This is a genomic window from Alphaproteobacteria bacterium, from assembly GCA_019746225.1.
GTDB lineage: Bacteria > Pseudomonadota > Alphaproteobacteria > Paracaedibacterales > VGCI01 > VGCI01.
This window is the reverse complement of sequence record JAIESE010000036.1, coordinates 1-18,064: the sequence shown is the minus strand read 5'-3', so window position 1 is coordinate 18,064 and position 18,064 is coordinate 1. Positions and strand designations below refer to the sequence as shown.

Annotated in this window: 20 protein-coding genes; 11 read left to right on the top strand and 9 right to left on the bottom strand. The window is 45.7% G+C overall.

The window, feature by feature from the left end; all coding sequences use genetic code 11:
- Positions 1-47: 47 nt before the first annotated feature.
- From K2Y18_06430 to K2Y18_06420, 3 genes are all read right to left on the bottom strand, one after another.
- Complete coding sequence (locus K2Y18_06430; GenBank protein ID MBX9805371.1) at positions 48-566, bottom strand: hypothetical protein; 519 nt, start codon at positions 564-566, stop codon at positions 48-50.
- 43 nt (positions 567-609) lie between these two features.
- A complete protein-coding gene (locus tag K2Y18_06425; protein MBX9805370.1) occupies positions 610-1,005 on the bottom strand; it encodes a hypothetical protein in 396 nt (131 codons plus the stop codon).
- A 119-nt stretch (positions 1,006-1,124) separates the two neighbouring features.
- On the bottom strand, positions 1,125-1,481 hold the full coding sequence (locus tag K2Y18_06420; protein ID MBX9805369.1) for a hypothetical protein: 357 nt from the start codon (positions 1,479-1,481) through the stop codon (positions 1,125-1,127).
- Positions 1,482-1,647: 166 nt separating this feature from the next.
- Here K2Y18_06420 and K2Y18_06415 point away from each other — a divergent pair, with 166 nt between their 5' ends.
- From K2Y18_06415 to K2Y18_06400, 4 genes are all read left to right on the top strand, one after another.
- Positions 1,648-3,174 carry a thymidine phosphorylase family protein gene (locus K2Y18_06415; GenBank protein ID MBX9805368.1) on the top strand — a complete coding sequence of 509 codons (1,527 nt, stop codon included), beginning with the start codon at positions 1,648-1,650 and terminating at the stop codon, positions 3,172-3,174.
- Positions 3,174-4,076, top strand: a complete 903-nt coding sequence (locus tag K2Y18_06410) for a ribose-phosphate pyrophosphokinase (GenBank protein MBX9805367.1) — start codon at positions 3,174-3,176, stop codon at positions 4,074-4,076. Before K2Y18_06415 ends, K2Y18_06410 begins: the two co-directional genes overlap by 1 nt.
- A gap of 63 nt (positions 4,077-4,139) precedes the next feature.
- A complete protein-coding gene (locus tag K2Y18_06405) occupies positions 4,140-5,237 on the top strand; it encodes a peptidoglycan -binding protein (protein MBX9805366.1) in 1,098 nt (365 codons plus the stop codon).
- Between the two features lie 140 nt (positions 5,238-5,377).
- Positions 5,378-6,787 (top strand): mechanosensitive ion channel family protein, encoded by a 1,410-nt coding sequence (locus K2Y18_06400; GenBank protein ID MBX9805365.1) that lies wholly within the window; start codon positions 5,378-5,380, stop codon positions 6,785-6,787.
- 6 nt (positions 6,788-6,793) lie between these two features.
- On the opposite strand, the gene K2Y18_06395 is transcribed toward K2Y18_06400, so the two are convergent.
- Complete coding sequence (locus K2Y18_06395) at positions 6,794-8,731, bottom strand: lytic transglycosylase domain-containing protein (protein ID MBX9805364.1); 1,938 nt, start codon at positions 8,729-8,731, stop codon at positions 6,794-6,796.
- 30 nt (positions 8,732-8,761) lie between these two features.
- On the opposite strand from K2Y18_06395, the gene dapA reads away from it, so the two are divergent.
- The 7 genes from dapA to K2Y18_06360 are packed head-to-tail and all read left to right on the top strand — an operon-like array spanning position 8,762 to position 12,722.
- Complete coding sequence (gene dapA / locus K2Y18_06390; GenBank protein MBX9805363.1) at positions 8,762-9,637, top strand: 4-hydroxy-tetrahydrodipicolinate synthase; 876 nt, start codon at positions 8,762-8,764, stop codon at positions 9,635-9,637.
- Positions 9,638-9,650: 13 nt separating this feature from the next.
- On the top strand, positions 9,651-9,959 hold the full coding sequence (locus K2Y18_06385) for a hypothetical protein (protein MBX9805362.1): 309 nt from the start codon (positions 9,651-9,653) through the stop codon (positions 9,957-9,959).
- A gap of 18 nt (positions 9,960-9,977) precedes the next feature.
- A complete protein-coding gene (gene smpB / locus K2Y18_06380) occupies positions 9,978-10,448 on the top strand; it encodes an SsrA-binding protein SmpB (GenBank protein ID MBX9805361.1) in 471 nt (156 codons plus the stop codon).
- Positions 10,449-10,451: 3 nt separating this feature from the next.
- Positions 10,452-11,270 (top strand): 16S rRNA (cytidine(1402)-2'-O)-methyltransferase, encoded by an 819-nt coding sequence (gene rsmI, locus K2Y18_06375; protein ID MBX9805360.1) that lies wholly within the window; start codon positions 10,452-10,454, stop codon positions 11,268-11,270.
- Between the two features lie 5 nt (positions 11,271-11,275).
- Positions 11,276-11,638 (top strand): YraN family protein, encoded by a 363-nt coding sequence (locus K2Y18_06370; GenBank protein MBX9805359.1) that lies wholly within the window; start codon positions 11,276-11,278, stop codon positions 11,636-11,638.
- Between the two features lie 25 nt (positions 11,639-11,663).
- Entirely contained in the window at positions 11,664-12,254 is a 591-nt protein-coding gene (locus K2Y18_06365; protein ID MBX9805358.1) for a BON domain-containing protein, read from the top strand.
- A 12-nt stretch (positions 12,255-12,266) separates the two neighbouring features.
- Complete coding sequence (locus K2Y18_06360; GenBank protein ID MBX9805357.1) at positions 12,267-12,722, top strand: GNAT family N-acetyltransferase; 456 nt, start codon at positions 12,267-12,269, stop codon at positions 12,720-12,722.
- A gap of 51 nt (positions 12,723-12,773) precedes the next feature.
- On the opposite strand, the gene K2Y18_06355 is transcribed toward K2Y18_06360, so the two are convergent.
- The 5 genes from K2Y18_06355 to K2Y18_06335 all read right to left on the bottom strand — a co-directional run.
- A complete protein-coding gene (locus K2Y18_06355; protein ID MBX9805356.1) occupies positions 12,774-12,938 on the bottom strand; it encodes a hypothetical protein in 165 nt (54 codons plus the stop codon).
- 135 nt (positions 12,939-13,073) lie between these two features.
- Positions 13,074-14,402, bottom strand: coding sequence for an RsmB/NOP family class I SAM-dependent RNA methyltransferase (locus K2Y18_06350; protein ID MBX9805355.1), 1,329 nt, complete (start codon positions 14,400-14,402; stop codon positions 13,074-13,076).
- Positions 14,399-15,349, bottom strand: coding sequence for a cation diffusion facilitator family transporter (locus K2Y18_06345; protein ID MBX9805354.1), 951 nt, complete (start codon positions 15,347-15,349; stop codon positions 14,399-14,401). The genes K2Y18_06350 and K2Y18_06345 overlap by 4 nt, the downstream gene beginning before the upstream one ends.
- Positions 15,350-15,405: 56 nt before the next feature.
- On the bottom strand, positions 15,406-17,013 hold the full coding sequence (locus K2Y18_06340) for a hypothetical protein (GenBank protein ID MBX9805353.1): 1,608 nt from the start codon (positions 17,011-17,013) through the stop codon (positions 15,406-15,408).
- 49 nt (positions 17,014-17,062) lie between these two features.
- Positions 17,063-18,064 (bottom strand): hypothetical protein (locus tag K2Y18_06335; GenBank protein MBX9805352.1); only part of this gene is annotated, 1,002 nt, incomplete at its 5' end.

The window sequence follows — 18,064 nt, the reverse complement described above, 5'->3', positions numbered from 1 at the left end:
TCTCCTTTTAAAAATGTATTCGTTCCACTCTATTTTTTCCGTACTGCCTAATTTGCGGCTCCTTGGGCTTTTTGGGCCTTCACTTGAGCTTTATGGCTTTTCTTTTGTGTTTTTTTAACATCCTCTAACTTCTTCTTTGCATCCTTTATGGATTTATTGTATTGGTTTTCTGCTGCTTTTTTTGCCTTATCACGTTCGTTGGCTGCATCTTTTAATGACTTGTCAAACACCTTCTTTTCTTCACTCATTTGCTTCTTGTAAGCTTTGTCTCCGATGGTGCCTGCTGCTTTTACCTTTTCGATCTCAGCTTTCTTTTCAGTATCTTTAGTTGTAGCTGCTGCCGCTTTTTCACTATATGCCTTGTCAGCATCATCCTTTGCTTTACGATACACTGCGTTAGCATCATCTTCTGCTTTACGATAGGTGGCGGTAGCGGTATCTTTTATATCGCGAGACATTTCTTTGGTAGGAGCCGGAGTTCCAGTCTCGCTCGCCTGAGTTAGGGGGGCTAACAGAACAGTTCCAGAAAGAGCAAAGGTCTTTAAATGGGTGGTTAATTTTGTCATGGTCATTCTCCAAAAAATTGTTTACGATTTCCTCATTTTCCGTTCAATTGGGGATATTATCCCCAACGTTTTGATTTCCATTCGATTGTGCAGCTCTTTTTGCTGCCTTCTTGTCTTGTTTGTAACTCTTCTTTTCCGCTTTCTTTGTCTCTTTTAGTGACTTCTTTTCTGCCTTTTTAGCGGCTTTGTGTTCCTGTTTGGAAATGTCTCCGCTTTCTCTTTGAGCTCTTAAAGCATCTTTTCTTTGTTGAGAAGCCTGTTCAGCAGCATCTTTTCTTTGCCGATAGGTATCTTTTCTTGAGCCTTGGGGTTGTTGACTCATGAGGCTTTCTGGTTCTGGTGATAGGATCGAAAGATCTGTCGCCAAAATTTGAGACGTGAATAGCAACGTTCCACAAATAGCCATGACTTGGAAGCGGGGGGTGACTAGGGTCATCATAATTTTCCTTAAATTATCAATTTATCTATAGAGATTGTGCACTAAAATATCTTTAGATTTCGTTAATGCGCGTGTCTTGTCGAGAAGGACGTTTTTGTATCAGCGTCATTACTGACTTATTAGTGCCCTGCCTCTAGCGCCTTTATAGCGGCTTCTTGGCGTAATTCCAGTCGGTGTAGATCATCCTGAAATCTTCTATTTAAGGCTCTTATTTCGGCTTTGTGTTTGAGTTTTAATGCGCGCTTCTCGCTCTTGTTGCTCGAGAGTGAAGGAGGGGTGATCGGTTGTTGAGCAATGAGAGCTTCGTGGTCATCTGCAGAAAAATTAATGTCATGGACCTCAACTACATTGTCACCTGAAGAGGTATCGATTATATGGGGGTAGGAATCATCATCAACCCCGGCTAAGGTTTGAGGTACGGCAAATAGGAAGCAGAAAAGGACAAAGAGTTGAGCTCGCAGATAGACTTGTTGCATCACAATTCTCCTAAAAAACACACATAAAAGTTTCTTCTAATGTTAGGCTAAGGGGAAAGGGTTAATGATTTATTAACGGGTATTTTCTTGAATTGCGTAAAAGGGGTGACTTGGCGCAGAATATGAAACAGGCATTCAAGAAACAAGGAATTATGAGGCGAAATGAATGAGTGATCAGCAAGCCAGCAATCATCAAAATGGGGAGTTAATCCTCAAGCGGTTGGACGTTGATACCTATAGCGAATCCATCATTTTCTTACACCATGATTCTCATGTGTGTCGTGCGGAAGGTTTGCAAGCCTTTAGCCGTGTCCAGGTAACTTTAGGCAAGCGGTCAGTGATCGCAACCCTTTATAAAGTTCACTCCGATCTTTTACCAAAGAATGTCGTATTTTTGTCGAATTATGCCTGGAAAACGCTGAAAGCCCATGAGGGTGCCTCAATTTCTGTGTCCCATCCCCCTCCGTTAAAGTCCCTTTCTTGCCTTCATTCGAAAATCTATGGAAATACACTGAATCAGCGGCAGTTTGACAGTATTCTGGCCGATATTATGTCGGGAAATTATTCGGATATTCATATCTCGGCTTTTTTGACAGCGTGTGGGTCTGAAAATCTAAACCAGGAAGAAGTGACTGCTTTGACAAAGTCCATGGTTAAAACGGGGGATACTATTGACTGGGGGCATGATTTTGTCGTTGATAAACATTGTGTGGGGGGGTTACCGGGAAATCGAACCACGCTTCTTGTTGTTCCCATCATTGCGGCTTATGGATTGCTAATGCCAAAAACCTCTTCTCGGGCCATCACGTCCCCTGCAGGAACGGCTGATACCATGGAAGTATTTGCACCTGTCGAGTTAACCTTAGACATGATGCGTAAAGTTGTCCGCCAAGAAAATGGGTGTATTGCCTGGGGTGGGTCCGTTAATTTGAGCCCGGTGGATGATCTATTGATTCGTATCGAACGTGTTCTGGATTTTGATGGAGAGGGGCAGCTTGTGGCTTCCATCTTGTCCAAGAAAATAGCCGCTGGCTCAACGCAGATTTTGATTGATATGCCTGTGGGGCCAACGGCAAAGATTCGAACGCACGCTGAAGGAGACTCTCTTGCGAAGCTTTTGAAGCGTGTGGGTCATGAACTCGGGGTGATGGTAGACGTTTTATTCAGCGATGGTCTGCAACCTGTTGGACGGGGGATTGGTCCTACTTTAGAGGCCTTTGACATTCTTCAAGTATTGCAAGGAAGCCCTGAAGCACCTCAAGATTTGCGGGAACGAGCGTTAACCATAGCGGCCAAGATTATCGAGTTTCAACCTCATATCCATGCGGGTATGGGAAGAGCCCTCGCCGAAGAGATCTTAGTCAGCGGAAAGGCTTGGGAAAAGTTTGTAAAGATTTGTGAGGCTCAAGGAGGATTTCGCACATTCAAGCTGGCGGATCATACCCATGAGGTTCTTGCTGAAAGGCAAGGTAAAGTGACCCAAATCGATAATCGTGCTATTTCACGACTCGCAAAGTTGGCCGGCGCCCCACATGCAAAAAGGGCAGGGATAAGACTTCACACCCCTTTAGAGGCGAAAGTTGAAAAGGGTCAGCCGTTGTTTACGGTTTATGCCGATACACGTAGTGAGCTGGATTACGCGCTTGCCTACCTAGAACAAGATCCCAACGTCATTCGCGTGGACGAAGCGTGATGAAACCCATTCTCCTCAGCTTATTTACCGAACCCGCTTTGGTGCAACAACTTCAGATTTTGTTAAACGCAGATTTGGGACGCGTGAATCATCACGCCTTTCCGGACGGGGAAGATTATCTCCAAATTCAAGGTGATATCTCGAAGGAAATAGAAGGCCGCAACGTCATTGTTTTTGACAGTCTGCACCAACCTGACACAAAAACGATACCGCTGATTTTTCTTGCAGAAACAGCGCGAGAATTGGGAGCAAAACGGGTAGGATTGGTATGCCCATATCTGGCATATATGCGTCAAGACAAGCGGTTTCATCCCGGTGAAGCGATCACGTCCACTTATTTTGCTCGCGTTCTTTCTGAAGCCTTTGATTGGGTCTTGACGGTCGATCCCCATTTGCATCGGCGTCATTCTTTGGATGAGATTTATACCATTCCCTCGCAAGTGATCCATGCTACGGATGCCATTGTAAAATGGGTTATGAGCCATGTGGAGCAACCCCTTTTCATTGGTCCTGATGCGGAAAGTGTACAGTGGGTCTCAAGCATTGCAAGGCTTTCAAAGGCACCCTTCGTTATTTTGGAAAAAACACGTACTGGCGATCGGGAGGTTTCCGTTACTTTTCCCGACATGTCCGCCTTTATGTCTCATACGCCGGTCCTCGTAGATGATATTATTTCAACCGCCCGCACGATGATTGAGACCGTCGTCCATGTGAATCAAAAGGGCATGAATCCGCCCGTATGCATTGGGGTTCACGGTATTTTTGCAGGTGACGCCTATATCAGCCTGATACAGGCAGGGGCTTCAAAAGTTGTAACCTGTAACACAATTCCCCATCCAACCAATGGGATTGACTTGATGCCTGCCTTAAGTGAGGCGATTTTGCAGATTTTATCTGCTTGATAGACACCACACCAACTCTTCGATAGAATGGCGACAAAGAAAACGATCATAAAGGTTTGAGATATGTTTGCTATTCGTCGTCGTCACCATAATTTTGATATATGGCCTGGGTTTGTGGATGCGCTTGCCGCGGTGTTGATGGTGATCATTTTTGTGCTGATGACCTTTGTCGTGGCACAACTGTATCTGACGGATGCCTTGAATGATCGGGATCAATCAGTCATCAGCTTGAACAAGCAGATTGATACTTTGACCCATAACCTCAAGACAGAACGAATCTCCAAAGAAGAAGCTCAGAAAACCTTGATGTCGCTTGAGACTCAGATCACATCTCTTACTCACCAATTGAGTTTGGCGACACAAGATTTATCAGCGGAGAAAATTGCCAAGACTCAAGAAGCTGAAAAAGCCGTTAGTTTGTCCCAACAAATTGCAGAACTCCAAGAAGCGATTTCTCACTTGAATTCAGCCCTTAAAACCGAAGAGACCAAGTATAAAGAGCAAGAACTGGAGCTAGCGAATCTGCATCGTCGTTTGGAAGATACACTGGCCAAAAAGACGGTGGAGCTGGAAGCTTTACGTAAAGAGTTGGAAGGGGTTCAAGGGGAAAACGTTCTCCTCAAGGTTCAAGTTGACGATTTGGGCCAAAAGAAGGGTGTAACCTCTGAAGGGGTGACCTCATTGGGTCAGTTCCGGTCTGACTTCTTAACAAAGCTCTCGAAAGTACTTGGGGATCGACAAGATATTCGAGTTGTGGGGGACCGGTTTGTTTTCCAATCAGAGGTTCTCTTTGATCGAGGATCTGCGGAACTTGGAAAAGAAGGTCATGAACAACTGGATAAATTGGCGGTTGCCCTCAAGGAAATTTCTGTAAAGATTCCTTCTTCGATTCGCTGGATTTTGCGGGTGGATGGGCACACGGACACCATTCCCATTAAGCGCCAACAATTCCCTTCCAACTGGGAGCTTTCCTCCGCCCGGGCGATTTCCGTAGTTCGCTACCTGATATCACAAGGGATTGACCCGAAGAACTTGGTCGCGGCAGGATTTGGGGAGTTCCAACCGCTTGAACCAAGAAGTGATGCCAAAGAAGACTCAATGGGTGTTGAAAAATCCATGGCGCGCAACCGTCGAATTGAGTTTAGGCTCGATCAGCGGTAGGGGGTGAGGGGTAAGTGTTGCGCATCATTGTTGCAATCTATACCCCATTCAGGTTCTAAATCTATTCATAAATTATTTACCTCTTTGGTCATAAGATAGGGTTAGAAAAGAGTCTGTGCCCTATAAAGGAGTCAGTTGAGTTGTCCTGGCATAAAAGTTTTATGATTTTCTCAATATTATTTCTTTTGATCATTTCGTCTGCGATGATTAATACATCTCTTATGCCAAGTGGCCCCCTTCATATAACGTTGCAAGCTTTTAAGGCCATTCTAATCGGTCTTTCGTGGATTACTTTGTATGTTCTCATTAAGGCCATCTTTTTTGATCGGTATAAGCGTCTTTTCAAAAGGGACGTGCCCCGCATTGTGTTCATGACAACGAAGCTCCTTATTTTTGTGGCCATCATTCTTTCCATTATTGTTTTTGTTTTGGGCAAGTCGATCTTTAGTTTAGTTGCCCTTGGGGGCCTCGTCAGTGCGGGATTAACATTTGCCTTGGGTGATCTTATATTGGATGCTTTTTCAGGGGTTATTTTAGAGACAGAATCCCCTTTTGAGTTGGGGGATTGGATTAAACCTCTTGGTGGCGATCTTGGCAAAGTTGTTGAGGTGAATTGGAGAACCGTCATTTTGCAAAATCTTGAGGGGCATCTTATCGTGATTCCTCATCGAAAAATCGCTCAAGGGTTTATCAATTACAACAAACCTGAAATGGATTATTGGGATAAGGTTGAGATAACGGTAGATCACTCGATCCCCGTTGATCGGGCAACCCGTATATTGCGTGCTGGGGCCATGCAAGCCCCGAGTATTTATGATCGACAATGTAAAGTTAAAGCTCTCAAAACCACTGAAGGGGGTATTGTTTATGAGATTAAGTATAAAGTGCTTGATGTATTGAAGAGTCTTGACGCTAGGCATGACGTGATCGAATACGTCATCAAGAGTTTGCATGCCTATAGTTTGCGTGTGTCTGAATATCTTGGAGAATATGCTATTAGGAAAGGTGGAAGGCCTTATCAAGAAGACTTACCTCTTTCGGTTGAAAAACTCATCAGACAGGTTGATATGTTCAAGAGCTTGCCAAAATCAGCCGTCTTGAAACTTACTGAACAGGTGAAACGACATGTCTTTTCTGAGGGAGACAAAATCGTTTCTGAAGGTGAAGAAGGCGAATCCTTGTTTATGATTGGGGAAGGCGTTGTCGAGATTTCGATTGCCTACAAAACCAAATCTGGCACCAAGAAGCAAAAACAACTGTTTGTCTTAAGTTATCCAGGATCCTTTGGTGAAATGGCCTTGCTTTTAAATGAGAAGAGAGCGGCAACTGTCACGGCCATGATGAATACAGTTGTTTATGAAATTTCTCAAGATTTATTAATAAGTACGCTCAAAAACCACCCCAAAATTCTTAAGAAATTGACTGAGCAAGCTTTGGAAAAAAAGAATAAAAATAAAATGACAAAAACAGAAATGGAAAGCTTGAAAGAAGATACAGAGAAACACCCCAAAGGGTTGCTTTCTAAATTAGAGACTTTTCTCGTCGGTTAGCAAATATTACGCCCCCAGTCTTTGCGCATAATATGCATAGTTTTCCCACACCCGTTGGACGTAGTTGCGGGTTTCAGCATATGGGATCGTTTCAATCCAGTCGATGAGGTCAACGCCCATACGACGCGGATCTCCATATTTTTGAAGCCAGGAATCAACGGCTTTAGCACCAGCATTGTAAGCAGCAATGGATAAAATCATTGATCCTTTATATTTATTCAAGAGGTCTCTCAAATGGGCACAACCCAAAGGAACATTGACATTAGGATCCCCCAAAGATCCGAGACGAACCTTTGACTTCTGCGCAGTCTGCAAAGCTGTTTTTGGCATGAGTTGCATTAACCCTTGAGCACCGGCAGGGCTGATCGCATTCGGTTTAAAGCGACTTTCTTGACGAATGATGGCATGAACCAAAGCGGGGTTTGCCTTGGATATCTGATGGTGAAAATGGCGTGGCAACGTAGGGTAAGCCGCTTCTATCAAAGGAACATTTTTCATCTGGAGCTTCTTCGAGGCAAGCACACCGTAGTAGGGACCAAACTCTTTTGAGGCAAGTTCAATCAATAAGATTTGTTCACCCGGGTCGGTTAATTCTTGAAAGAGCTTTATTGCCAAAGGTTCAATGAGATGTTTCCCCCCAACGGCGCTTAAGAGGCGAATGGCTTGAACCCATTCTCGTTGTTCAAACTTTTTATGGAGAGTTCCATCAATAACAGGGCGTTTGGAATGCAAAGGGGGAGTTTGCCCGGTGACGCTTCCTCTCAAAGCGACCTGCCCATAATAAGTTCCAGGATAGGTCTTTGCTTTTGCCATCCAGGCTTTCGATTCTTCTTTTTTCCCTAATGCTGCAGAAGTTCGGGCAGCCCAATAGGTTGCGCGCGCTAGGCTAATTGGGCTTTTTACATTGTCATATAATTTTTGAAAATGGGTCATGGCAATCCCTGGCCGTTTCAAGAATCGAAGGGCAATCCAACCGGCTAACCATTCCGCATTGGCAAAGTCTTCACCACTGGTCAACCCATGGTCTTTTAAAACATTATAAGCATCTTGATAGCGATGATCATCCATTAACCGACGGACCAAGAGATTTCGCTCTCGCCACCACAGGTCCACATGTGCTTTTGGTTGTGGAATTTCATCAAATAGCTTCATCATCTCAAGATTACTTTCCTTGCGACGGTGCCATTTGATACGATCATATATCAACCCAGGATCCTTGAGGAATTCCTCCGGCACTTTACTCAGTTTTGTATCCACATCTCCAGACTGTTGGATTAGGGCAATTCGTGCATCCGCAAAGGCCTTGTAGGAAGCATTTAACCAAGGAAACATGATTCGAGCAGCTGCGACATTTTCTTTAATCAGCAACTGTTCAACCCGGTTTTGGTGGTCTTCTTTCGATAAATAATCCTTAAATTCACTCCAAAAAGATTTGAAGCTGGGCCCTTGCAAATCTGAAGTGATCCATGCGTCTTTGATGACTCTTTGGGCTGAGTTTTTCCTACCCGCGGCGATAAGCGCGCGGGCATATACTACCTTCCCTTTCGTCGTGAGAGGGGGATTTTCCTCAAACCATTTCCGTACGTCTTGTGATCTTTCGTTGCCTGTTAAGTTGTCCTCAGCTTTTGCTTGTATCTTGTCTTTTAAAGGCCAGCTCGGATTGTTACGGAAAAAAATAATCATTTTTGGAAATACGAGGGCTGCGGGTTCATTTGTCTTTTGAAGTTGCAACCATTTAATAAGTTTAGTGGTCACAGGGCATGAGTCAATATTGAGGTCTCCGACAAAGCTCCCTTGGATGGTCATATTTAAGGCTCGGCCACATCGAGAAATTTCATGGGAGGTTGCTTTAATAGGAAGAATCATTAAGAATGCGATGAGCAAAACCTTGGCAAATGAAAAATATCTGTTTATTGTCAGGTTATGTTTCAAAGTATCGTGCATTAACCCTGTTTCCATTAAGTGAGTTGAGATATGTTTTCAGGTTCTATTGTTGCCCTTATTACTCCCTTTTTTCAAGGACAAGTTGATGAAGTCGCTCTTCGGTCTCTTATAGAGTGGCAAATTCAACAAGGGAGCCAAGGGATTGTGCTTTGTGGATCTACGGGAGAAGGGTCTCTTCTCACTCCCCGAGAACGTTTACAAGTCTTATCGATTGCCCTTGAAGTTGTCAACAAACGTATACCTGTTATCATGGGTTGTAGCTCTGCTTCTACCCTTGAGTCCATTGAAATGGTCAAAGAGGCAGAAACTTTGGGGGCAGATGCGGCTCTTGTGATGACGCCCTTCTATATAAAGCCTATGCCGGAAGGTATTTTCCAACATTTTCAGGAAATATCAAAAGCTTCGTCTTTGCCCATTATTATTTACAATCACCCTGGCCGCACAGGTATTGACTTGTCTATTCCGTTGTTGACCCAATTGGCGGCTCTGCCAACAGTCGTTGGGGTGAAAGATTCTGGGATTGATATGCGACGCCCCATTCAACTACGTCAAGCCACCTCAAAACCCCTTTGTTTTTTTTCAGGTGATGACCCGACAACAAGTGCTTATTTGGCCAAGGGCGGGGATGGCTGCATTTCAGTAACTGCAAACGTGGCGCCTAGGCTATGCCAAGATTTGATGGACGCTTGGAAAAATGATGATTTAAAAACCTTTGCTTTGTTGCGGGATCGTTTATTTCCTCTTCATGAGGCGTTGCTCTTAGAAACAAACCCATCTCCCTTGAAATTTGCAGTTTCCTTGTTGGGTAAATGTCAGAACGAGGTTCGCTTGCCCCTTGTTCGTGTGGCACAGGATACCCAAGATCAAATTCGGCAAACAATGAAGACAATTGGCCTATTGAGTTAAGAGGAAAAATACTATGGAAAAGCGAAGAAAAGTGACGCGGCTTACAAAAGTCTCAAGTCCTTTGCAGTATCGAGGGTATTTGTTTTTTCTGATCTTGTTTTTGATTATATGGCCGCCATTGGGTGTTCTTCTGTTGATCAGACACGCTTGCATATCAGTGAGAAATTCAAAATTTTATCTGGTTTATCACGGAAGTTGGGGATGGCTTTACTTTTGGGGGATTCTGTTTTTTCCAGTTGCCATCGTCCTTCTTTTTGTGAAAGGTGTGGACCTGATTGATGAGACCGTTGTCGATGAACAAACTGTTATTGAAAGATCCTGATGTATAGAGGAAACCATTATGTCGGCCCCTACTGATCAATATCGTGTTGTGGCCCAAAATAGGCGCGCCCGATTTGACTATGAAATTGTTGAAACCCTTGAGGTTGGTATCATTCTTATGGGGAGTGAAGTCAAATCATTACGTCTGGGCACCAGCAGCATTAATGAAGCGTTTGCAGGGGAAATGGAAGGGGAAATCTTTCTATTTAATGCGAATATCCCTGAATACCTTGAGGCCAATCGATTTAATCATGAGCCCAAGCGCCCCCGCAAACTCTTAATGAAAAAGCGCCAGCTTAATAAGTTTTTAGGGGCCATACGTCGCAAGGGGCTGACCTTAATTCCTATCAAACTCTACTTCAATGCAAAGGGCCGAGCGAAGCTGGAATTGGGACTTGGTAAGGGTAAAAAGACCGTTGACAAGCGCAATACGATCAAAGATAGGGATTGGCAGCGCGATAAGGCCCGTGTCATGAGAGATAAAGGGTAAGATATGGGGGTGAAGGCGGGTCTATATATTGTTGCCACGCCCATCGGAAATTTGGGCGACATTACTTTACGCGCTTTAGAAATTTTGAAGAGTTGTGATGTTATTGCCTGTGAAGATACGCGGGTGAGCCGCAAGTTGTTATCCTCCTATAGCATTGACAAGCCTGTCATCAGTTACCATGACCATAATGCGGACCAGATGCGGCCCCACATCCTTGATAGGATCATGACGGGTCAAGCCGTTGCTTTGATCAGTGATGCGGGAACGCCGTTGATTTCGGATCCTGGGTATAAGTTGGTTCGGGATTGTTATGAAGCGGGACTGCATGTCACATTTCTTCCCGGCCCTTCGGCCGTTCTTGCTGGGCTTGTTCTCTCGGGCATGCCGTCGGATCGTTTCCTCTTCGCAGGCTTTGCGGATAAAGGAGCCTATCCAGAACTGTCTTCCTTAAATATGACCCTCATTTTCTTTGAATCTGCAAAACGGTTAAAGAAAACCCTCAAAGAGATGGCCCATGGGTTACCCAATCGCAACGTTGCCGTGGTGCGTGAAATCACCAAACTTTTTGAAGAGGTGCGCCGAGGGTCTTTCGAAGAACTGGAGCAATATTATGAAGAAAATGGACCGCCCAAAGGGGAGGTTGTCTTGATCTTGAGTCCCCCAGGTGCGACACCAGTTGAGGCTGTGGACATTGATCAGCTCCTGGCCCAAGCTCTTGAGACCCATAGCATACGGGATGCCTGTACGCTTGTGGCGGGGACATTAGGGATACCGCGCAAACAAATTTATCAAAGAGCCTTGGCGTTGAAGGAAAAAGAATAGGAACTATGATCCGTTGGCTTAAAACTTATCACGAACAGGGGCATTTGGCCGAATTCTTGGCCGCTTGGATGCTGCGCTTCAAGGGGTATCGTATACTTAAAAAGAGGTTCAAAACCCCAGTTGGGGAGATTGATCTTATTGCTGCCCGGGGGTGGACGCTTGTCGCGGTTGAGGTAAAACATAGGTCCACCTACCTCAATGCGGGCGAGGCCATTACCCCAAAACAACGCAAGCGCATTGAAATGGCTTTGTCCTTATATTTGCGGAATTTGAGGTGGGTGCCTCAAAATATTCGCTTTGACGCGGTTTATCTTATCCCGTATAAATTACCTAAGCATATTGTAAGCGCTTGGATTGTCGACTCATAAGTAAACAAGAAGAAAGGGAATTAAGATGAATATTCAAAAAGCACTTATATTGACGGGAATTGTTACTTGTTCCGTTACGTTGTCTGCCTGCGTTCCTGCCGTTATCGGTGGTGGGGCCGCGGTTGGGACGGCAGCCGTGCAAGAAAAGGGGCTCTCAGGTGCCTGGAGCGATACGAAAATATCATCAGGGATTAAGTTGAGTCTCTATCAACAAGATCCTGATCTACATCGCCTCGTGGACGTTAACGTTCAAAATGGGGAAGTGATGCTGACAGGTGCCGTTCCCAACGAGCAAATGCACTTGGATGCGGTCAGAATTTCCTGGGAACAACAAGGCGTAAAGCGAGTGATCGATAATATTGGCCGATCAGAAGGCGCTTCCCTTGGGACCTATACAAAGGATACTTGGATCACAACTCAGCTAAAGAGTACCTTGGTGTTTGATGGCGAGGTTCAATCCCGCAATTATACTATTAAAACTGTGAGCGGCCAAGTTTATCTCATGGGTATTGCCCAAGACCAGGAAGAGCTTGATCGGGTTGTCGACCATGCACGCAATACGACTGGCGTGTCGAAGGTTGTCAGTTATGTCCGTTTGAAAGATGAAGTGGACTAGGCTTAATTCCTCATGTCTGGAAATGAACTTAAAGAAGCTTCCCTGACTCTTGTCATCGAAGCTTCTCAAAACCCCTCCCCTGAAGATATCGTGTACCTGACACGCGGCATTTATGAAGAAGCGAAGAAGAAAAGGGGCATGCGTCCCAATAAATCCTTTTGCTTTTTCTTGAAGGACGAGCACGGCAAGACCGTTGGTGGCATCAATGGCTTCTGTTATTATGGGTGTCTTTATATCGATCAGTTGTTTATTGAAGAGGCCCATCGAGGGCTTGGCTGGGGCAAAAAGTTGGTGAAAGCCGCTGAGGATTTTGGTCATGAGCAAGAGTGTCGGATGATTACAGTAACCACCATGGATTGGGAAGCCCGTGAATTCTATGAAGACCTCGGCTATTCACACGTGTTCACCATTTCGGGCTATGAAAATGATGCAACCATGTATTTGTTGCGGAAAGATCGTCCTATATAATGGTCACTACAGGGTTTAATGATCATTATAATGGACGAAGTGTAGAGTGACTTAACTCGTCTTGAAGAGATAATAAGCTACATAAAGCCATCCAAAGATGCCATGGATGATGGCCCACAACACGGAATGATTTTGAACAAATGAGATGGCAATCGCCAACGCTGTTCCAAATGACACCCCATATCTTACGAATTGATCTCTGACAACAACCATCATTATACTCTCCTTTACGAATATGTTTATGGTATTATTGTGTAACAAAAACAATAGGTTGTCGACTCTAAAATTGGGGGAGTATTGGGTGTCTAAAACTTTATTGGTATGGAATATTGTTTATTCTATCTCAATTATCTAAACAGCCTTCTTCGCCCGCTCCATCACAGCAATAAAGAATCCATCAACGGCATGGGTGTGGGGTGTGAGCTGGAGGGTTTCCCCTTCCATAGGACAAGGTGTTCCAAAGACGCAGGTCCAAATTTCTCCAATAGGAAGGATCTGAAATTCTGGATGGGTGTTCAAAAATTGCTGAACTTGGGCTGTATTTTCTTCGCTAAACAACGAACAAGTCGCATAGACGAGACGCCCCCCCTCTTTCACAAGCGGGGCTGCACGCGTCAATATTTGCTGCTGTTTGACCACAAGTTCTTTTAAGTCTTGTTCATTAAATCGGCGCTTCAGGTCAGGATTGCGGCGCCAAGTACCACTTCCAGAGCACGGGGCATCCACAAGGACGCGATCGAATCGCCCGGCCTGGCGCTTCAGCCACTTAACGGTTGCATCATCTTCGAGGTTTCGAAACTCGACGTTGTTAACGCCTGCACGCTTCAAACGCTCGCGGGATCTCTCTAAGCGCCATAGGGCCACATCAGTTGCAACAATACGCCCCCGATTCTCCATGGTTGTGGCCATGGCCAATGTTTTACCACCGGCGCCTGCACAAAAATCAACAACAGCCATGCCACTTTTGGCCTCGACCAAAAGGGCCAGGAGCTGAGATCCTTCATCTTGGACCTCAATATCTCCTCGAATCCATAACTCATGGCCTGAGAGAGGACGGCGTTCTTTAAGTCTTATCCCGAGGGGGGACCAAGGCGTTGGTATTGCTTCAAATCCTTGGCCAAGAAGGGTCTTTAAAACAGCGTCTCGGGTAGCCTTAAGAGTGTTGACCCGCAAATCCAAAGGGGCTGGTTGATTCAAGGCGTGCACAGCTTCTTCAAGTTGATCTCCAAAGGTGGCTTTGAGGTGGGGCAAAACCCAGGCGGGGATGTTCAAACGAACTTCGAGTGGCATGGTCCCTGGTTTGAGGCGATTCATCTCTTCCAAGAGCATGATTTCAAGGGGGGATAAAGGCTCTGGATCAAAAGTATTTCGTTGCCCTTCTTGTTGGCATAAAGCTTGGATTTGAGGCGCGGTGAGGTTCTGAATTTTATGGGCATAAGCGAGGATGAGCAATCGTGGCCAACCCGACTTCTTTGCTGGGACCCCTTGTAAGTACCATGCCAACTCCTCATAGCGACGTAAACTCTGATAGACGATTTCTGAGATCACTCTGCGGTCGGTTGAGCCCATATACCGACATTGGCGAAAGTATCCTGTTACCACGCTGTCCGCAGGAGCAGGGGAGGCCAAAATTTTATCAAGCAAGGTAATGGCCGCTTGAAGACGCGCTCCTTCTCTCATGAAGAAACAGCCTCGCGATTAGGGATTGGGTCTTGGTGTATAATGACTTCGGCGTGGGGGAATGCCTTTTGAAGGGTTATTTCCACATTGTGGGCCACATCATGGGCTTCAAGAAGAGACAATTTCTCATCCATATCGAGGTGCATTTGGATGAAGTCTTGTAAGCCGGCTGTGCGTGTTCGCAAGTCATGAACGCCCCATACGTGGGGGTTGCTTAACGCAATTCTCGTAATCTCTTCTCTAGCTTCATCGGGCAGTTCTCGATCCATCAACACGTCCAAAGAACGACGTCCAATCGTCCAAGAATTATATAAAATATAGATCGCTATTCCAGAACCGACGAGCGCATCGAGGCGCGTCCAACCGAAAAACACAGAGACATTAAGCGAAACCAAAACACCCATGTTGGTATAGAAATCACCCAAATAGTGTAATGAATCAGCTGCGATGGCCAAAGAGCGTGTTCGTTTTACGACATACCGTTGATATTGCACGAGGAGTAACGTCAGGATGCTGGCGACAATCATGATGAGGCTGCCTATCTGCCCATCTTGAAGTGGATGGGGATGGATGAGGCGGTGGACCGCATCAATGATCAACCACACGGCAGACCCTGCAATAAAGGCAGATTGACCAAGTCCCCCCAGCGCTTCTGCTTTTCCATGACCAAAGCGGTGTTCTTCATCAGCGGGTTTTAAGGCTTGTCGTACGACGAGCAAATTGATAACAGACGCGGCCATATCGAGGAGGGAATCGATCAGGGAGGCTTGAAGGCTTAAAGAATCGGTTCGCATCCAGGCAAAGAATTTTGCGCCAATCAGAAGAGTAGCAACAGCAACGGCACCATAGGTTGCTGTGGTAATCAACATTTTATGGTGGCTAGAAATTAAGCCAGCGCTTTTCTTTGATAAATCAATATGCTCTGGGAGTTCTCGTTCGCTTGTCATATCTCACCCTATAAATTTGCCCCATTGTGGCGAAGAACAGAGTTTGTGTCAAACAGCTATTGAATCTTGGCCAATATCTTAGTCTTTACTGCATTCAACCCAGCCGTAATGCTGGCACTCGAATTTGCAATGGTAACCGCATTCGCACCCACATTACAGCATGGAGCCAACGTTGCTGTGTTATTTGCCGATAGAAGATACACATCAATATTGTTGGCCTTAATGTTGTTACAGATACGGAAAAACTTTGCGCCTACCTCAGCGAGAATTCGTTGTTGAAAGGTCGCTTTATCGACGGTTCCCCGATAGTTGGTCGCGTCTGATAAATTCAAGCCAAGACCCTTGTCCATGGTTTTGTACCAACGATTTTCACAAGTGATATCGTCCACGTTACTGAGCAAGTCTGTTGGAACAGGAACCATCCCATAACCGGTCATCCACCAGTGATTGACACCGCCCACGACGGCCGTTGCATCACCACATTTGTTAATGTAGTACGCATCCGCATCGGGGACAAAGTCATTCCAATACTGAGTGTTGTTAAAAATAAGGATCATACTTTTTTGCATGCCTCCATAAGGTTTTGGATAGGTACCTATTGAACGTGTTGTGGTCAAAGGATCGGCATTAACTTTCCAAAAATCATTCCAGCTCGGGTCAATTGTGCGCCATCCCCAAGATAAAAGAGAGGGGAAAAACCCGTCCACGCCTGTTGCAAAGGCTTTTAGACCATTCAAATAATTCACAACGAGTGTTTTGTTTGCCGTGAGAGGCAGGACAGGATAAGCCGTGTTAGAGATGTAACTATAAAGCTGAGAACAAGATACGTTTACAGTAGAAGGTAGGCATTTAAGGGGCCACATGCGCGGTGAGCAGGATTGATATCCTCCTGGACATAAGGCGGGCGAAGGATAGCTTGTTAGGTCAGCAAATGTATTACTTACGTAATATGTATTTGAGACCGAATTATAATTAGCAGGTGTCCAAGCTAAACTTGGGCCTAAGGGAAAATAGGCCGGTGTTGCTAATTCGTCATTGGCTGTCGGGCTCAAGTGACTGAAAAGATTTGCCGAGACGGAAGTGTTTGCATCCAAGAGAAACTCGACGGCGATCGGAGTGATACTCACCATCACATTGTTGGGCAAGCTATTTACAAAATTAATCAAGGCATTACATATATTTGCGTGAAAGCTACTGCCTTTGAATCGGACAGATACTTCATAGACGATTGCAACTTCAGCAAGGTTGGGGTTTGTTAAAGGAACGGTTGAAGTAGCATTGTAAGTGCTGGTAGGAATTCCGCCCAGAGCCATAAACGTGTTGGCGACAACTATAGAAGCCGACACAGTTACTGTTTTGTTGGTTGTATCGACGCTGATGGTTGGTCCTGTGATGTTTGACATGTTGGCTGTATTAACCGTAAACATTTTTTGAGCTTCTGTTGTAACCGTGGCGGGTACAGCATTACCATTGGCGGAACCTGCTCTTGCTGCTGCATCGACAGCAGATTGGAGTTTTCGTTTTTGTTCCAAACCGACAGAAGTATCAACAGCCAAGCCCAACATCAGTAGCAAAGGCACAAGGAGCAAACCAACGAGCACAAAGACGGCTCCTTTGTTGTTTCTCTTAAAGGATTCTATGATCTTCTTAAGGTCTCTAATCATCGTTCTCTACCTTCTTTAAAAGTCCTCGTTATTATTATCCTAGTACACTTTATCGCTTTGTCCCATTGCTCTTTTGTTGAGAGCTACCTTTATCTGACACGGCCTCATCCGCTAGACATTCGCCTTTGCCGGATGCCCCACCTGTTGGTTTGGTATCCCCATTCGATTTGCCGTCACTTTTTGCGGATGTATCGCCGTTTGGTTTCCCGTCTCCGTTAGATTTTCCATCGCCTTTGCCAGATGCACCGCCAGTTGGTTTACCGTCTCCGTTGGATTTACTGTCCCCTTTGCCAGATGTATCGCCCGTCGGTTTCCCGTCTCCGTTGGATTTACTGTTGCCTTTGCCAGATGCACCGCCGGTCGGTTTGCCATCTCCGTTAGATTTGCCATCGCCTTTGCCGGATGCATCGCCCGTCGGTTTGCCATCTCCGTTAGATTTGCCATCGCCTTTGCCGGATGCACCGCCGATTGGTGTTCCATCTCCGTTAGATTTACTGTCCCCTTTGCCAGACGCACCGCCGGTTGGTTTGCCATCTCCGTTAGATTTACTGTCCCCTTTGCCGGATGCACCGCCGGTCGGTTTGCCATCTCCGTTGGATTTGCCATCCTCTTTGCCGGATGCACCGCCGATTGGTGTTCCATCTCCGTTAGATTTACTGTCACCTTTGCCAGACGCACCGCCGGTTGATTTGCCGTCTCCGTTGGATTTGCCATCGGCTTTGCCGGATGCACCGCCGGTCGGTTTGCCATCTCCGTTGGATTTATTGTCCCCTTTGCCAGATGTATCGCCCGTCGGTTTGCCGTCTCCGTTGGATTTACTGTTGCCTTTGCCGGATGCACCGCCGGTCGGTCTGCCATCTCCGTTGGATTTGCCATCCTCTTTGCCAGATGCACCGCCGGTTGGTTTCCCATCTCCGTTAGATTTGCCATCGCCTTTGCTAGATGTATCGCCCGTCGGTTTGCCGTCTCCGTTGGATTTGCCATCGCCTTTGCCGGATGCACCGCCGATTGGTGTTCCATCTCCGTTAGATTTACTGTCACCTTTGCCAGA

Excerpts from the sequence above, each read along its gene's own strand:
- K2Y18_06365 (MBX9805358.1), top strand. The coding sequence starts at position 11,664 with ATGAATATTCAAAAAGCACTTATATTGACGGGAATTGTTACTTGTTCC.
- K2Y18_06340 (MBX9805353.1), bottom strand. The coding sequence starts at position 17,013 with ATGATTAGAGACCTTAAGAAGATCATAGAATCCTTTAAGAGAAACAAC.
- K2Y18_06405 (MBX9805366.1), top strand. The coding sequence starts at position 4,140 with ATGTTTGCTATTCGTCGTCGTCACCATAATTTTGATATATGGCCTGGG.
- K2Y18_06360 (MBX9805357.1), top strand. The coding sequence starts at position 12,267 with ATGTCTGGAAATGAACTTAAAGAAGCTTCCCTGACTCTTGTCATCGAA.
- dapA (MBX9805363.1), top strand. The coding sequence starts at position 8,762 with ATGTTTTCAGGTTCTATTGTTGCCCTTATTACTCCCTTTTTTCAAGGA.
- K2Y18_06410 (MBX9805367.1), top strand. The coding sequence starts at position 3,174 with ATGAAACCCATTCTCCTCAGCTTATTTACCGAACCCGCTTTGGTGCAA.
- smpB (MBX9805361.1), top strand. The coding sequence starts at position 9,978 with ATGTCGGCCCCTACTGATCAATATCGTGTTGTGGCCCAAAATAGGCGC.
- K2Y18_06420 (MBX9805369.1), bottom strand. The coding sequence starts at position 1,481 with ATGCAACAAGTCTATCTGCGAGCTCAACTCTTTGTCCTTTTCTGCTTC.
- K2Y18_06385 (MBX9805362.1), top strand. The coding sequence starts at position 9,651 with ATGGAAAAGCGAAGAAAAGTGACGCGGCTTACAAAAGTCTCAAGTCCT.
- K2Y18_06395 (MBX9805364.1), bottom strand. The coding sequence starts at position 8,731 with ATGCACGATACTTTGAAACATAACCTGACAATAAACAGATATTTTTCA.
- K2Y18_06430 (MBX9805371.1), bottom strand. The coding sequence starts at position 566 with ATGACAAAATTAACCACCCATTTAAAGACCTTTGCTCTTTCTGGAACT.
- K2Y18_06425 (MBX9805370.1), bottom strand. The coding sequence starts at position 1,005 with ATGATGACCCTAGTCACCCCCCGCTTCCAAGTCATGGCTATTTGTGGA.
- K2Y18_06415 (MBX9805368.1), top strand. The coding sequence starts at position 1,648 with ATGAGTGATCAGCAAGCCAGCAATCATCAAAATGGGGAGTTAATCCTC.
- K2Y18_06355 (MBX9805356.1), bottom strand. The coding sequence starts at position 12,938 with ATGATGGTTGTTGTCAGAGATCAATTCGTAAGATATGGGGTGTCATTT.
- rsmI (MBX9805360.1), top strand. The coding sequence starts at position 10,452 with ATGGGGGTGAAGGCGGGTCTATATATTGTTGCCACGCCCATCGGAAAT.
- K2Y18_06370 (MBX9805359.1), top strand. The coding sequence starts at position 11,276 with ATGATCCGTTGGCTTAAAACTTATCACGAACAGGGGCATTTGGCCGAA.
- K2Y18_06350 (MBX9805355.1), bottom strand. The coding sequence starts at position 14,402 with ATGAGAGAAGGAGCGCGTCTTCAAGCGGCCATTACCTTGCTTGATAAA.
- K2Y18_06345 (MBX9805354.1), bottom strand. The coding sequence starts at position 15,349 with ATGACAAGCGAACGAGAACTCCCAGAGCATATTGATTTATCAAAGAAA.